Here is a 14,057-nt window from a genome sequence, read left to right as displayed (position 1 = left end):
GTCTGCCGGAAGCCACGCTTCCGGCAGACCGCATCTTTCGGTTCAGTGGGCGTTCCCGACGGCCGGGCACGCGCGCGTGGGCGTCAGCTGTCGCCCTTGCGGGAGCCGAGGGTGAGGTCGACGGTGTGGGACTTGCCGTCGCGCTCGTAGGTGATCGTGACCTTGTCGCCGGGCTGGTGGGTCCAGATCTCGCCGATGAGGGTCGGGCCGCTGTCGATCACCATGTCGTCGAGCTTGACGATGACGTCGCCGGGCTTGAGGCCGGCCTGGTCCGCCGGGCCGCCCGTCTCGACCGCGGAGTTGCCGCCCTCGGCCGTTTCGGTGATCTTCGCGCCCTCCGTGGAGTCCGCCAGGGAGACGGAGGCGCCGATCTTCGCGTACACCGGCTCGCCGGTCTTGATCAGCTGCTGGGCGACGTACCTGGCCTGGTTGATCGGGATGGCGAAGCCGAGGCCGATCGAGCCGGACTGGGTGGTGCCGCCCAGGCCGCCGCTGCCGGTGGACTGGATCGCGGAGTTGATGCCGATGACGTTGCCCGAGGCGTCCAGCAGCGGGCCGCCGGAGTTGCCCGGGTTGATCGAGGCGTCCGTCTGGAGGGCGCTCATGTAGGAGGCGGCGCTGCTGGTGCCGTCGCTGGAGGCCACCGGGCGGTTCTTCGCGCTGATGATGCCCGTCGTGACCGTGTTGGACAGGCCGAAGGGGGCGCCGATCGCGATCGTCGAGTCGCCGACCGCCACCTTGTCGGAGTCGCCGAGGGTCAGCGGCTTCAGGTCCGAGGGGGCGTTCTTCAGCTTGATGACGGCGACGTCGTAGCCCTGGGCGTGCCCGACGACCTCGGCGTTGTACTTCTTGCCGTCCGGGAAGGTCGCCGTCACCTTGCCGCCGTCGACCGCGTCCGCGACGACGTGGTTGTTGGTGACGATGTGCCCCTGGGTGTCGAAGACGAAGCCGGTGCCGGTGCCGCCCTCGCCGCTGCTGGACTCGGCCTCGATCGTGACCGTGCTGGGCAGCGCCTTGGCGGCGACCCCGGCGACCGTGCCCGGGTCGCGCTTGACGTCGCCGCCGTTGGTGGAGGCGGAGACGGTCGTCGAGCCGGTGTCGTCGTCGTTCTTGGCCAGCGTGTAGCCGAGTCCGCCACCCAGGCCGCCCGCGACCAGCGCGGCGACCAGGATCGCGGCGACGAGCCCGCCGCGGCCACGACCCGACTTGGGCGCGGGCTGCTGGTAGGAGGCACCCCAGACGGTCCCGCCGGGGCCACCGGGACCGCCCGGGCCGCCGACCCCGCCGGGGCCACCGGCGGCGACGTCGGCGGAGCCGGGGGTGCCGTACGCGTGCGTGCCGGCGCCGGCGCCGGCGTAGAGGGGTGTCGTCGGGGCCGGGTTGGGCCAGTCGTCGGCGGCCGGGGCTCCCTGCGGGGCCGGGGCGGCCTGCGGGGCGGTGGGCGGCGGCCAGTCGCCGTCGACCGGGGCCGGCGCTCCCTGCGGGGCGGTGGGCGGCGGCCAGTGGCCCTCAGGCGCACCCGCGGAGGCCTGACCGGCTTCCGGTGCCTGCGCGGGCGCCGCCGGGAGCGGAGTCGTGGGCGCGCCGGCGTCGGGCGCGGGCGCCTGCGGGGAGGCCGAGGGAGATTCCACCGGCACGGGGGGTGCGGACGGGGCCGGGGGTACCTGGGTGCCCTCGCTCTTGCCCTCGTTCTCGGTGCTCACAGCTCTTCTCCTCGATCCACGGCTGTTGTCGTCGGTCGCACTGGGTCACGCTCGTCGGCGCTTGTCGCGCTTTCACGCGCTTTGTCGTCGACCCCGCGCGCTGAAGCTGTGCATGTGCTTTTGTACGTCTCAGCTTTTCCCACGGGCCGTCAGAGCACCATAAGCGGTGGCTGTGGGTCCTTGGCGATTCTTTATATGGGTCATTACGCACAATAAGCGCGCATCATCGAAACATCTCAGAGGGTTCTCAGACGACCGGGCGCCGATGGCACCATGACGCGGTGACCCACGTACGGCAGCACCACATTCAAGTCGTCGCCCACCGCGGGGCTTCCGAGGAGGCCCCCGAGCACACCCTGGCCGCGTACAGGAAGGCGATCGAGGACGGTGCCGACGCCCTCGAGTGCGATGTACGGCTGACCGCGGACGGCCATCTCGTCTGCGTACACGACCGTCGCGTCAACCGTACGTCGAACGGCCGCGGGGCGGTCTCCGCCCTGGAGCTGGCCGACCTGGCGGCGCTGGACTTCGGCTCCTGGAAGACGCGGGAGGCCCGCGAGGCCTGGCACGCGCGCGAGGAGGACCCCGACTGGGAGGTCCGGCCCGAGGACCGGGAGGAGACCTCCGTCCTGACCCTGGAGCGGCTGCTGGAGCTCGTCTCCGACGCCGGGCGCCGGGTGGAGCTGGCCATCGAGACCAAGCATCCGACGCGCTGGGCCGGACAGGTGGAGGAGCGGCTGCTGGTACTGCTGAAGCGGTTCGGCCTGGACGCACCGGTCGCGGCGGCCGAGTCCCCGGTGCGGATCATGAGCTTCTCGGCCCGCTCGCTGCATCGCGTACGGGCGGCGGCGCCCACGGTGCCGACGGTCTACCTGATGCAGTTCGTCTCGCCCCGGCTGCGCGACGGGCGGCTGCCCGCGGGGGTCGGCATCGCCGGCCCCTCGATCCGGATCGTGCGCAACCATCCGGCGTACATCGAGCGCCTGAAGGCGGCCGGTCACCAGGTGCACGTGTGGACCGTGAACGAGACGGAGGACGTCGACCTCTGCGTCGAGCTGGGCGTCGACGCCATCATCACCAACCGCCCCGCCGAGGTGCTGCGACGGCTGGGCCGCTGAACCGTGCCCCGCGGAGGTCACAGAAGTCCCAGAAGTCACAGAAGCCCCGTCCACACCTCTTGACCCCACAGCGCCCTTACAGCATCCTCCGTTCTCAGCCATACCGTCCAAATTTAGCCACTCGCTGACAGGCCCCTCACAGGGAGTGCTCCGGCGCGTTCGTTCCGTGTCCGACCATGACGAATGCGTCGCCGGGGCCGCGTTGGCCGGTTTCCGGTACAGGCCAATGGGGCATCCACACCGTGGCGTGGGGCGAAGGAGGTCTCGGGGGTGGCGTTGGTGGTGGCACAGGAGGTGCCCGCGTCGTCGAGCATGGCCGTACCCCATGGCCCTGCGGGCGTGGGTAATGCGAGACACCGCATGCGCGATCAGTTGCGCAGGGGAGGGGTGTCGGAATCGGTCATCGACGACGCCGTACTGATCCTTTCCGAACTTTTGAGCAATGCGTGCAAGCACGGCAGGCCACTGGGCGACGCCCTGGCCGGGGACGGCGACGTCCGGGCCGCGTGGCGTGTCGATCAGGTTGGCCGGCTGGTGGTCGAGGTGACCGACGGCGGCGGCCCGACCCGCCCGGCCCCGGCGACCCCCTCCGTCACCGCGCACGGCGGCCGCGGGCTCAACATCATCACGGCACTGGCCGACGACTGGGGTGTCCGGGACGACGCCCGCGGCGAGGTCACGGTCTGGGTCGTCGTCCACACGGACGTCCACGACCCCGACGCGGGCTGCCGACGCGACGACTTCGCGTCCCGGGTCGCGGCCCCGTCGGTCGCCTCGATGCCCGGCCTGGAGTTCGCGGACGCGTTCGACGACCTGGACTAGACCGGCGACGGTCGCGAGAGTCTTCACCACAGTCGTCACAACAGACGTCACAACAGACGTCGGAACGGTCGTCGGAACGGTCGTCGGAGCAGTCGGAGGCGGCCCGGAGACGGTCGGAGACGGCCCGGAGGCGGTCGGAGAGAGACGCCGAACGTTCCGGGGAGATCCGCGCGGCCGAGCGTGGTGACCGTCGTCCGCAGGCCCCGCGTCGTCCACAGGTTCCCGTGACGGAGCGTGCGAACGGCTAGGCTCCCGCCGTACCAGACGAGCCGTACCCGGGAGACACCCAGATGGCCAAGAAGCGACCCCAGACGAAGGCCAAGCGGCCGCAGCCCACCGACGCGGACATCCCGGTCGTCGGCGCGCGGGAGCCCTGCCCGTGCGGCAGCGGCCGCCGCTACAAGGCCTGTCACGGCCGGGCCGCCGCGCATGCCGTGACCGAGCTGGTGCAGCGCCCATTCGAGGGCCTGCCGGGCGAGGGCGACTGGGTGGCGCTGCGCGAGCTGGTGCCGGCCGCCACGGTCGAGCTGACGCTCGAGGGCGGGCTGCCCGAGGGCGTCCCGTCCGTCACGCTCGCCACGGTGCTGCCGATGGCCTGGCCCGCGCTGCGCCGCGACGACGGCTCGGTGCTCCTCGGCCTGCAGAACGACACGCCGTCGGGCGACATCAGCCGCGACCTGGCCGACACCCTGCGGCGGGCCCTGGACGCCGACCCCGGCACCCCGGTGCAGGCGCGCCGCGCGCCGGCCGACGGTCCGCGGATGCAGGATCTGCTCGACACCGAAGGCGCGTTCGAGCCAGTTGTGCACAGCGGCTTCGAGTTCTGGGTCCCGGACCCGGAGAACGCCGCGCCGGAGGTGGCCGCCTCCCTGGAGCGCGCCAACGCCGCGGCGATCCCGACCGTGAAGCTGACCGGTGTGGACGCCGCGTACTGGTGCGAGACGCCGGAGAAGAACCACCTGCGCTGGGTCATGCCGCATCCGGAGGAGCGGCTTTTGGACGCCCTCGCGCGGCTGCACGCGGCGGGCCGTTCGAGCCTCGGCGAGGGCACGCGCCTCGTCGGCTCCTTCCGGGCGCACGGTCTGACCGTGCCGGTCTGGGACCTGCCGAGCGCGGTCACGGCGGACGACGTGGAGAAGCCGGCGGCCGAGTTCGCCGAGCGGCTCGCCACCGCCCTGGCCTCGGACGCGCCGCTCACGGCGGACGAGCGCCGTGCGCGGGGCGGTCTGACCAACCGACAGGTGACGCTCAGCTGACGTACAGGTGCGGACCCCGGCCGAACTGACCGACCGGTCAGCACTCCCTGCGCCGGCGGGTGGCGTGACTGCGCTCACAACTCCCGCCCGTTCAGGGTGAGTCGGCGTGAGAAGCGCCGTTTCGCCGGTGTCCGGAATACCGATGAAAACAAGAGATCGAATTTGCGTGGAGCAGATCTCTTGTTACCGTTCGAGTTGCCCGGTTGCTGATGCATCCCCCGTCGTCAGCAACCGGGTCTTTTCATGTGCGTCGCCGTTTACAGGGTGAGGTCGCACGTCAACTGCCCGTATCCGACTCGGAGTTGCTCCCGGAGCGCAGCAGCAGCGGTCCGTCACCGGTCGCTCGCGCGAACTCCGCGACCGCCGTGTACGCCGGCAGTTCGCCCCGGGTCCGCTCATGGGGTGTCTCGCAGGATTCCGGCTCGTCGTCGGCGCCCACGGCGCAGCGCGTCCGCACGGTGCGCCCCTCGGGCCCCATGAGGCTCAGGAAGGCGTCCAGGGCGCGTCCGGTGGCGTTGCGGTAGTAGGTGCGCGCCCAGCTGTCGTCGCCCTGGGACAGCACACAGGTCTGAGCCTCCACACCGTCGGGCGAGGAGAGTTCGGGGCCGCAGCGGGCGGCGGTGGCCAGCCCCAGGCCGAGCAGCAGCGGGGACCGGGAGGGTTCGGCGGGCGGCGCCTTCGGATCCGTGTCGCCGGTGGCGCGGGTATCGGCCACTTCGACGACGCCGGCCGTACGCCCTTCGTCGCCGGCCGGCCCCGCGGACGCCATGGCGAGGGGCAGCGCGATCGCGCCTGCCACGGCGCCCACGAGGGCGAGGAGACGAAGGTTCATGTAGCGGAAGATAGAGGGCGAACGCCGGTGGTCTGTCCGGCGCGCGCCCGACACCCCTACAACTCGGGTGCGCTCACACCCGTACGAGTGAGGGCGTCGACGACGGCGTCCACCACGGCCTCGACGTCGGGCACCCAGGGCGAGGCCGAACCGGGCAGCGGCGCGCGCTCCCAGCGGATGTCGCCGCGACCCGTCTCGGACGGCGGCAGGGCGATGTAGCCGCCCTCGCCGTGGAAGCGGAGGGAGCCGGGCACGAAGTCCTTGGCGTAGAGCAGCTCACCCAGCTGCTCCATCGTGTACGGCCGGACGAGGACCGACCAGCGGGTGGGCGAGGCGACGACCGGGCCGAGTCGGATGCCCTGCCGGTCGAGCGCCACGAGCGCGCGCGAGGCCGCGAGGGCGGGGAGGCTGACCGCGCAGGGGGCCGTGCCCCCGGTGGCCAGGATGATCGGTGCGGTCGGCCGGTTGGTCCACCACCAGCGCACCATGCGCGCTTCGGTGGTGGCCGCGAGCAGGCCGGGGTCGAAGGGGTGAGCACCGGGGACCGTGCACTCCGGGTCGGGACAGCCGCAGCGGGAACGCCCCTGCGGGTCCGCCGTCACGCCCGGGAGGACGGGCCACTGCCATTCCGTCGCGAAGGTCAGGGCCGAGTCGATCAACTCAGGTCCGCTGTCGCTGGACTGGGACAGGAGCCTGCGTCGCTTTCCGAGGATCTCGCGCATGAGCGCTCGTTCCTTTCCGTTGCACCGCTGGCAACACCGTGGGCCACATCACATCATGTGTCGATCACTTCACTGTGCGTACCTGTTGGCGCATCACACCCCTGTACGAGACAAGGGGAACCCCTCAGGGTCGAGCGGTGGCTGCTTCCGCGGCCACTCCGTCCGACTTGCATCCATCTAATGCCTGGGCGTGGCGTGGGGTGGCGAAGTCTGGCGTTTAGCGTCGCGCGTATTTCTCTCCGCCTCCGCCACGGGAGGATGGGGCACGGTCGTCGATGACTATGACGCCCGGGCCGGTCACCAGGTTCCGGGAGGCTCCCAACGAGCTCCCAACGACACCTGGCCCTTACCGAGTACGTACCCATCACGACCGCTGTGACGCTCCGTGGAGCAAGGCCAGTCGACCGCAAACACCCGTTACCCGAGGCATTTTTAAGCCAACTTTACAATTCCGCAAGGGAGCCGGAAGAACTGTGCCCGATTCTCCCAAAGAACCCACGGACACCAGCAAGCCCAGCAGGACAATGCTGGACATCCCCTCACGAGTGCGTGTACATGTGGAGACACCGCTAGCGGCGCAGAATGACATGGGGGTTTGCGATGCTTTTGAGCAATACGCTCCGGTCCGAGAGCCGGACGCCATGAACGCCCCTCACCCTCCGAAAGTGGCCGGAATCGATTCAACGGTTCCCTCGCCCGCACACACTGTCGCGCCCGCGCCCGCCACCCCGGGTGCCCCGACGGTCCCTGCCGCCCCCACCGGCGCAGCCGGTTCCACCGGCCCGGGCGCCCTCCTGACCGACCGGCTCGCCGGCTGGGTCTCCGATCTCACCACCCTCCACGAACTCACCGAACGCCTGGCCCGCACGGACGCGCTGACGGAGACCCTCCAGGAGATGCTGCACGCCGGAGCCGCCCTCGTGGGCGCCCGGCGCGGTCTCGTCGTCCTCGAACCCGCCGACCGGCTCGGGCCGGACACCATGATCGGACTGGGCCTCGGCCGCGCCGATCTCGGCCATATCGAGACCGTGCCGCGCAGCGCCCTGTCGTACGGCCGCATCCTCGAGGGGCTGCCCGGCGGCGAGGGGGAGATCGCCGAGCCCGACCTGTTCGCCGAGGACGGCATGGACCCCCGCCACCGGGAGGTGGCCGCACGCCTCGGTTACGCCGCCAGTTACGCGCTGCCCCTGGAGACGGACGGCGCTCCCGGCCGCCTGGGCGCGGCCGTATGGCTCTACGACGAGCCCGCCGAGCCGGACGAGCGTCAGCGTCACCTGATCGGCCTGTACGTCCGGTACGCCGCCGAGCATCTGGCGCGGCTCCTGGAACTCGAACGCACCCGCGCGTCCATGAGGACCATGGCCGAGGAGCTGCTGCCCTCCCGGCTGCCGCGCGTGCCCGGCGTCCAGCTCGCCGCCCGGCATCACACCGGCCCGCGCGGCGGCGGCGACTGGTACGACGCGCTGCCGCTGCCGGACGCCGCGCTGGGCCTCGCCGTCGGGTCCGTCACCGGGTCCGGGCCGAGCGCGGTCGCCGCGATGGGCCGACTGCGCGCCTCCTTGCGGGCGTACGCCGTGATGGAGGGCGAGGACCCCGTCGCCGTCCTGTCCGACCTGGAGCTGCTGCTGCGGCTGACCGAGCCCGCCCGGTCCGCCACCGCCCTGTTCGCCTACTGCGAGCCCGCCCTGCGCAAGATCACGCTGGCCGGCGCCGGGCACTGCCCGCCGCTGCTGGTCGGCGAGCGGCGCACGGAGTTCGTCGAGACCTCCGTCTCCGCCCCGCTGGGCATGCTGGCCTGCTGGGAGGCGCCGAGCGTCGAGATGGAGGCCGAGCCGGGCGAAACGGTGCTGCTCTACACGGACGGACTGCTGCACCGCACCGGCGAGCCCGTCGACCGTGCCTTCGCCCGGCTGCACGCGGCCGCCGCCGGGGTCCCGAGACCGCTGCGGCACGACCCGGGCGCGATCGCCGACCACGTGCTGCGCACGCTGCTGCCGGACGGCGCGGCCGAGCGGGACAGCGACGAGGACGTGGTGCTGCTGGCGGCCCGCTTCGAGTAGTGCGGCGGTGACACCGGGTGACCGGTCCCATAACAGGTCCTTCGGCCCTGGGCCCCCTTACGTACGACCGTACGATGGAGGGGGTCCAGTGCCATATCAAGGAGGATGACCGTGGCCGACGAGCTCACCCCGGCGGTGCCGGACGACGCTGCTACCGCAGCGGATCCGGAGACCGAGTCCGAGGAGCCCATCAAGCAGCGGAAGAACGGCCTGTACCCAGGCGTCTCCGACGAGCTGGCCGAGAGCATGAAGTCCGGCTGGGCCGACACGGAACTGCGTGACCTGGAGCCGATCGCCCAGGCCGCGGAGACCGCCGCCCGCCGTGCCGCGCTCTCCGCGCGTTTCCCGGGCGAGCGCCTGGTGGTCCCGGCGGGCAACCTGAAGACCCGCTCGAACGACACGGAATACGCCTTCCGCGCCTCCGTCGAGTACGCGTACCTCACCGGCAACCAGACGGAGGACGGCGTCCTCGTCCTGGAGCCCGTCGCCGACGGCCACAAGGCCACGATCTATCTGCTGCCGCGCTCCGACCGCGAGAACGGCGAGTTCTGGCTGTCCGGCCAGGGCGAGCTGTGGGTCGGCCGCAGGCACTCGCTCACCGAGGCGGAGCGGCTGTACGGCATCCCGGCGTCCGACGTGCGCGAGCTGGCGGACAAGCTGCGCGAGGCCACCGGCCCGGTGCGGGTCGTGCGCGGCCACGACGCGGGCATCGAGGCGGCCCTGACCGACAAGGTCACCGCCGAGCGCGACGACGAACTGCGGGTCTTCCTCTCCGAGGCCCGCCTCGTCAAGGACGACTTCGAGATCGGCGAGCTCCAGAAGGCCGTCGACTCGACGGTCCGCGGCTTCGAGGACGTCGTGAAGGTCCTGGACAAGGCCGAGGCGACGAGCGAGCGCTACATCGAGGGCACGTTCTTCCTGCGCGCACGTGTGGAGGGCAACGACATCGGCTACGGCACCATCGCCGCCGCCGGTCCGCACGCCTGCACGCTGCACTGGGTGCGCAACGACGGCCCGGTCCGCTCCGGCGACCTGCTGCTGCTCGACGCGGGCGTCGAGACCCACACGTACTACACCGCCGACGTCACGCGCACGCTGCCGGTCAACGGCCGCTACAGCGAGATCCAGAAGAAGATCTACGACGCCGTGTACGACGCCCAGGAGGCCGGTATCGAGGCCGTCAAGCCGGGCGGCAAGTACCGCGACTTCCACGACGCCGCGCAGCGCGTGCTGACCGAACGGCTCGTCGAGTGGGGCCTGGTCGAAGGCCCGGTCGAGCGCGTCCTGGAGCTCGGCCTCCAGCGCCGCTGGACGCTGCACGGCACCGGTCACATGCTCGGCATGGACGTCCACGACTGCGCCGCCGCGCGCGTGGAGTCGTACGTCGACGGGACGCTGGAGCCCGGCATGGTGCTGACGGTCGAGCCCGGTCTGTACTTCCAGGCCGACGACCTGACGGTGCCCGAGGAGTACCGGGGGATCGGCGTCCGGATCGAGGACGACATCCTCGTCACGCAGGACGGCAACCGGAACCTGTCGGACGGCCTGCCGCGCCGCTCCGACGAGGTCGAGGCCTGGATGGCTTCGCTGAAGGGCTGACACATCGCTGATCGATCGGCCGGGTACCGGTGGGTGCCCGGCCATTCACCTGTCCGGGCGTGCTTCTGTCCAGGGGGACTGCGTGAACGACTTCTGGTCCGGTGTCGGCGTCGACCTGCATCTGGAACCGGATGCCGCCGAAGGGCGGCGGGCCGGGCTGGAACGGGCTCTGCGGGACGCCGTGCGGGAGGGGCGGCTGGCGCCCGGCAGCCGGCTGCCGGCCACCCGGCGGCTCGCGGCCGAGACCGGCATCTCGCGCAACACGGTGAAGGCCGCCTACGACCAGCTGGTCGCCGAGGGCTACCTGACGGCACGCCAGGGCTCGGGGACCCGGGTCGCGGCCCTGCCGTCCGACGCCGCCGAACCGCCGGGCGCCGCCGCACACGCGCGTGCGCCGCGTTTCGACCTGCGGCCCGGGAGCCCGGACGTCGGCGCGTTCCCGGCCGCGGCCTGGCTGCGCGCGCTGCGCCGGGCCATCGCGACGGCGCCCTCCCTGGCGTACGACTACGGCGACCCGCGCGGCCGCATCGAACTGCGCACCGCGCTCTCGGGGTATCTGGGGCGGGCGCGGGGCGTCATCGCGCCGCCCGAACGGATCGTGATCACCTCCGGGTACGTGCAGGGCCTCGCGCTCCTCACGCGCGTGCTGGGCGGCGCCGGGATCGCGATGGAGGACCCTGGGCTGCCCTTCCACCGCGAGGTCGTACGACGCAACGGCGGGACCGTGACGCCGGTACCGGTGGACGAGCGCGGGGTGCGCGTCGGGGAACTGGGTGACGCCGGGGCCGTGGTGGTCACGCCCGCGCACCAGTACCCGACCGGGGTGACGCTGCACCCGGGGCGGCGGCGGGCCCTCACGGAGTGGGCACGCGCGCGTGACGGGCTGATCGTCGAGGACGACTACGACGGGGAGTTCCGCTACGACCGGCAGCCGGTCGGCGCGCTCCAGGGGATGGCGCCGGGGCAGGTCGTCTATCTGGGCACCGCCTCCAAGACACTCGGGCCCGCGCTGCGGCTCGGCTGGATGGTGCTGCCGCCGCAGCTGGTCGACGCGGTCGCCGACGTCAAGCTGCACAGCGACCACCACACCGAGTCCATCGGGCAGCTCGCGCTGACCGAGCTGATCATCGGTCACGCCTACGACCGGCACGTACGCGCGTGCCGGCTGCGCTACCGCCGCCGCAGGGACCTGCTCCTGGAACGGGTGGGCGCGGGCCGGGGCGTGCGCGGGATCGCGGCCGGGCTGCACGCGCTGGTGGAGGTCGGCGACGAGGCGGAGGTGCTGGCGCGGGCGGAGGCGGAGGGCCTCGCGGTGGGCCGCCTGGGCGAGCACTGGCACACCCCCGGCGCGGGGCGTCCGCAGGGGCTGGTCGTGGGGTACGGCACGCCCCGGGAGCGGCTGTATCCGGAGGCACTGGACGTGCTGGCGAGGGTCCTGGGCCGGGACTGACCGGAGCGGGGCGGACCATGATCGGAACCGTCCGGACGGACCATGATCCGACCATGCTGGGCCCGTATCCGGGCCGTATCCGGGCCGTGCACGGCCCGTGCTGGGGCCATGCTCGGGCCATGCGCGGGTGCCTGATCGGGCGGCTGATCGGGCGGCTGATCGGGCGCAGGATTGGGCCAATTTCACGGCCCATGATTGGTGCTCCCGAGCGGCCCACTGCACCTCTAGCGTCATCGGTATGTCGAAGACTCGCCCCAGGCGGCTGCTCGCGCTCGCCCAGTTGAGCAACTCGGTCGGGGACGGCGCGTACTACACGACGTCGGCCCTGTACTTCACCCAGGTGATCGGTCTCGCCCCCGCACGCGTGGGGCTCGGGCTCACCCTCGGGTGGGCGGTCGGCTCACTGGCCGGGGTGCCGCTGGGGCGACTGGCCGACCGGCGCGGGGCGCGCGGGACGGCGGTCCTGCTGGCCCTGGCCACCGGGCTGGCGGTGGCGTCCTTCACGCTCGTGCGCGGATTCGTGCCGTTCGTGTTCGTGGCCTGCGGGTACGCGGCCGCGCAGTCGGGGCTCGCGGCGGCCCGGCAGGCCCTGCTGGCCGGTCTGGTGCCCGCCGGGGAGCGGACGGGGCTGCTCGCACGGCTCCAGGCGACCCTGAACGCGGGTCTGGCGGTGGGCGCGGGGCTCGGCGGGCTCGCGCTGAACGCCGGGACGCGGGAGGCGTACCTCGGGGTGTTCGTGGTCGACGCGGTGAGCTTCCTGGTGTGCGCGTCGCTGCTCGCCCGGCTGCCCCGGGTGGCTTCCGGAGAGGTCCGGCCGCGCGGGAGCGGCCTGGGTGTGCTGCGGGACCGGCCGTACGCCGTGGTGGCGCTCCTGAACACCGTGCTGCTGCTGCGGATGCCGCTGCTCAGTCTGGTGCTGCCGCTGTGGATTATGGAGCGGACCGGGGCGCCCGCCTGGCTGGTCTCCGCGCTGTTCGTGCTCAACACCGCCGTGGTGACGGTGTTCCAGGTGCGGGCGGCACGTGGCGTGACGGGGCCGGCGAGCGCCACGCGCGCGGTGCGCCGGGCGGGCTGGGTGATGTGTGCCGCGTGCGCGGTGTTCGCCCTGTCCGCGGGGGCCTCACCGTGGGTGGCGGCGGGTGTGCTGGTGCTGGGGTCGGTGCTTCAGGTGATCGCGGAGATGGGGCAGTCCGCGGGCTCCTGGCAACTCTCCTTCGATCTGGCGCCGGCCGACCGGGTCGGCGAGTACCAGGGGTTGTTCGGCACCGGCGTCACCGTGGCCCGCACCCTCGGTCCGCTGGTCCTGACCTGGCTGCTGGTCGAGTGGGGCACACCGGGCTGGCTGCTGCTGGGCGCGGCGATGGTCGCGGCGTCCTACGCGATGGGGCCGGCGGCCCGGCGGGCCGCGGCCGTCCGGACGACCGAGTCCTCGGCCGCTCTGGTTACGGCGAGCTGACGGCGGGGCACACAGCGCGCCCTGAGAGTGCTTTGAGAGCGCACCTTGAACACGCCTTGAGCACGCCTTGATGCGGCCCGAGGGCCACCGCCGTCACCCGTCACGCGTCGTCCATCGCCCCTCGCTGTCGCCCGTCGTCCGTCGTCCGTCGCCCGTCGCCGTCAACGTCACCGTCGTCCGTCTGCGTCGTCCGTCGCCCGGTTCAGGCCGCCCGCGTGAGCGCGGCGACCGGCAGGGAGTCCACGAAGAGTGCGCCCGCGAGGAGGCCCGCGCTGCCGCGTGGGCTCCACGCGCGCGCGTGGAGGTCGGTGTCGAGGTCGGTCAGGGCCGCGCGGCCTGCCGGGGTCGCCGTGCCGCCCGCCTCCAGGATGCCTCGGGCGCCGGCCTGCACATGACGCAGCCCCAGGGGGCCCGCGGTGTGCAGGAGTTCGGTGTCCTGGAGGGTGGACATGACGGTGAGCAGGGCGTCGAGCCGCGCCTCGGACTCGTCCGCGCCGGCCGAGCGGGCCGCGGCGAGCGCGTCCAGGGCCCGCCGTACGTGCGGGAATCCGGCGCGTGCCTCACCGCGGGCGCCGGCCGCGCCGTACTTCGCCGAGACGGTCGCGCCCCGCGAGGGCCGCCGGGGAGCGGCCCGGTCGGGGTGGGCGGCGATCCGCTTGGCGGTCGCGGCGACGTCGACGCCCCGCGCGCGGGTGTCCAGGGCGGCCGCCGCGACCAGCAGGCCGAGCGTCCACAGCGCACCCCGGTGCCCGCCGCCGGCCAGGCCCACCGAGTGCTCGGTGCACCTCCCGATCGCGCCCAGCTCCGCGCGGAGCCGGGGCGTGGGTTCGCCGGTACGGCGGGCGGCCGCGGCCATCGCCGCGAGGCCGGGTGCGAGCGCCTTGGCCGACCAGCGCAGCCCGCAGTGGTCCTTGCGGGTGACGCGGGCGGCCAGGTCACGTGGGTCGGGCAGGCCCGGCTTGGGAGCCAGGGCCAGTTGTCCCGTCAGCGCGGCCACCGCGGCCTGCGCGAGCGCCTCGTCCTCACGGCTTGTCATGTC

At 72.8% G+C, this 14,057-nt stretch carries 11 protein-coding genes; 7 read left to right on the top strand and 4 right to left on the bottom strand.

The window, feature by feature from the left end; translation table 11 throughout:
* Nucleotides 1-83 precede the first annotated feature (83 nt).
* Nucleotides 84-1,703 (bottom strand): trypsin-like peptidase domain-containing protein, encoded by a 1,620-nt coding sequence (locus ASD48_RS37735; protein ID WP_057606382.1) that lies wholly within the window; start codon nucleotides 1,701-1,703, stop codon nucleotides 84-86.
* Nucleotides 1,704-1,984: 281 nt separating this feature from the next.
* Here ASD48_RS37735 and ASD48_RS37730 point away from each other — a divergent pair, with 281 nt between their 5' ends.
* From ASD48_RS37730 to ASD48_RS37720, 3 genes are all read left to right on the top strand, one after another.
* Nucleotides 1,985-2,821: a glycerophosphodiester phosphodiesterase gene (locus tag ASD48_RS37730; protein ID WP_057606381.1), complete on the top strand. Its 837-nt coding sequence runs from the start codon at nucleotides 1,985-1,987 to the stop codon at nucleotides 2,819-2,821.
* A 183-nt stretch (nucleotides 2,822-3,004) separates the two neighbouring features.
* Nucleotides 3,005-3,643, top strand: coding sequence for an ATP-binding protein (locus tag ASD48_RS37725; RefSeq protein WP_057606380.1), 639 nt, complete (start codon nucleotides 3,005-3,007; stop codon nucleotides 3,641-3,643).
* A 290-nt stretch (nucleotides 3,644-3,933) separates the two neighbouring features.
* A complete protein-coding gene (locus ASD48_RS37720) occupies nucleotides 3,934-4,899 on the top strand; it encodes a DUF5926 family protein (protein WP_057606379.1) in 966 nt (321 codons plus the stop codon).
* A gap of 277 nt (nucleotides 4,900-5,176) precedes the next feature.
* Here ASD48_RS37720 and ASD48_RS37715 read toward each other — a convergent pair whose 3' ends face one another.
* Nucleotides 5,177-5,731 (bottom strand): hypothetical protein, encoded by a 555-nt coding sequence (locus ASD48_RS37715; RefSeq protein ID WP_057606378.1) that lies wholly within the window; start codon nucleotides 5,729-5,731, stop codon nucleotides 5,177-5,179.
* Between the two features lie 56 nt (nucleotides 5,732-5,787).
* The gene (locus ASD48_RS37710) at nucleotides 5,788-6,453 is read right to left on the bottom strand and encodes a bifunctional DNA primase/polymerase (protein WP_057606377.1); all 666 of its coding nucleotides are present in this window, start codon (nucleotides 6,451-6,453) and stop codon (nucleotides 5,788-5,790) included.
* A 524-nt stretch (nucleotides 6,454-6,977) separates the two neighbouring features.
* Between ASD48_RS37710 and ASD48_RS37705 the strand changes: the two genes are divergently transcribed.
* The 4 genes from ASD48_RS37705 to ASD48_RS37690 all read left to right on the top strand — a co-directional run bounded on the left by ASD48_RS37705 (nucleotide 6,978) and on the right by ASD48_RS37690 (nucleotide 13,018).
* Complete coding sequence (locus ASD48_RS37705) at nucleotides 6,978-8,513, top strand: PP2C family protein-serine/threonine phosphatase (protein ID WP_079074220.1); 1,536 nt, start codon at nucleotides 6,978-6,980, stop codon at nucleotides 8,511-8,513.
* A gap of 105 nt (nucleotides 8,514-8,618) precedes the next feature.
* Nucleotides 8,619-10,112: an aminopeptidase P family protein gene (locus tag ASD48_RS37700; RefSeq protein ID WP_199876154.1), complete on the top strand. Its 1,494-nt coding sequence runs from the start codon at nucleotides 8,619-8,621 to the stop codon at nucleotides 10,110-10,112.
* An 82-nt stretch (nucleotides 10,113-10,194) separates the two neighbouring features.
* Complete coding sequence (locus ASD48_RS37695; protein WP_057606375.1) at nucleotides 10,195-11,562, top strand: PLP-dependent aminotransferase family protein; 1,368 nt, start codon at nucleotides 10,195-10,197, stop codon at nucleotides 11,560-11,562.
* Between the two features lie 238 nt (nucleotides 11,563-11,800).
* Complete coding sequence (locus tag ASD48_RS37690; protein WP_057606374.1) at nucleotides 11,801-13,018, top strand: MFS transporter; 1,218 nt, start codon at nucleotides 11,801-11,803, stop codon at nucleotides 13,016-13,018.
* Between the two features lie 202 nt (nucleotides 13,019-13,220).
* Here ASD48_RS37690 and ASD48_RS37685 read toward each other — a convergent pair whose 3' ends face one another.
* Entirely contained in the window at nucleotides 13,221-14,054 is an 834-nt protein-coding gene (locus tag ASD48_RS37685) for a triphosphoribosyl-dephospho-CoA synthase (RefSeq protein WP_057606373.1), read from the bottom strand.
* Between the last annotated feature and the right edge of the window lie 3 nt (nucleotides 14,055-14,057).

The organism is Streptomyces sp. Root1310 (assembly GCF_001426425.1).
Lineage (GTDB): Bacteria > Actinomycetota > Actinomycetes > Streptomycetales > Streptomycetaceae > Streptomyces.
Note: the sequence above shows the minus strand (reverse complement) of the source record. Positions and strands in the feature narration are given on the sequence as shown.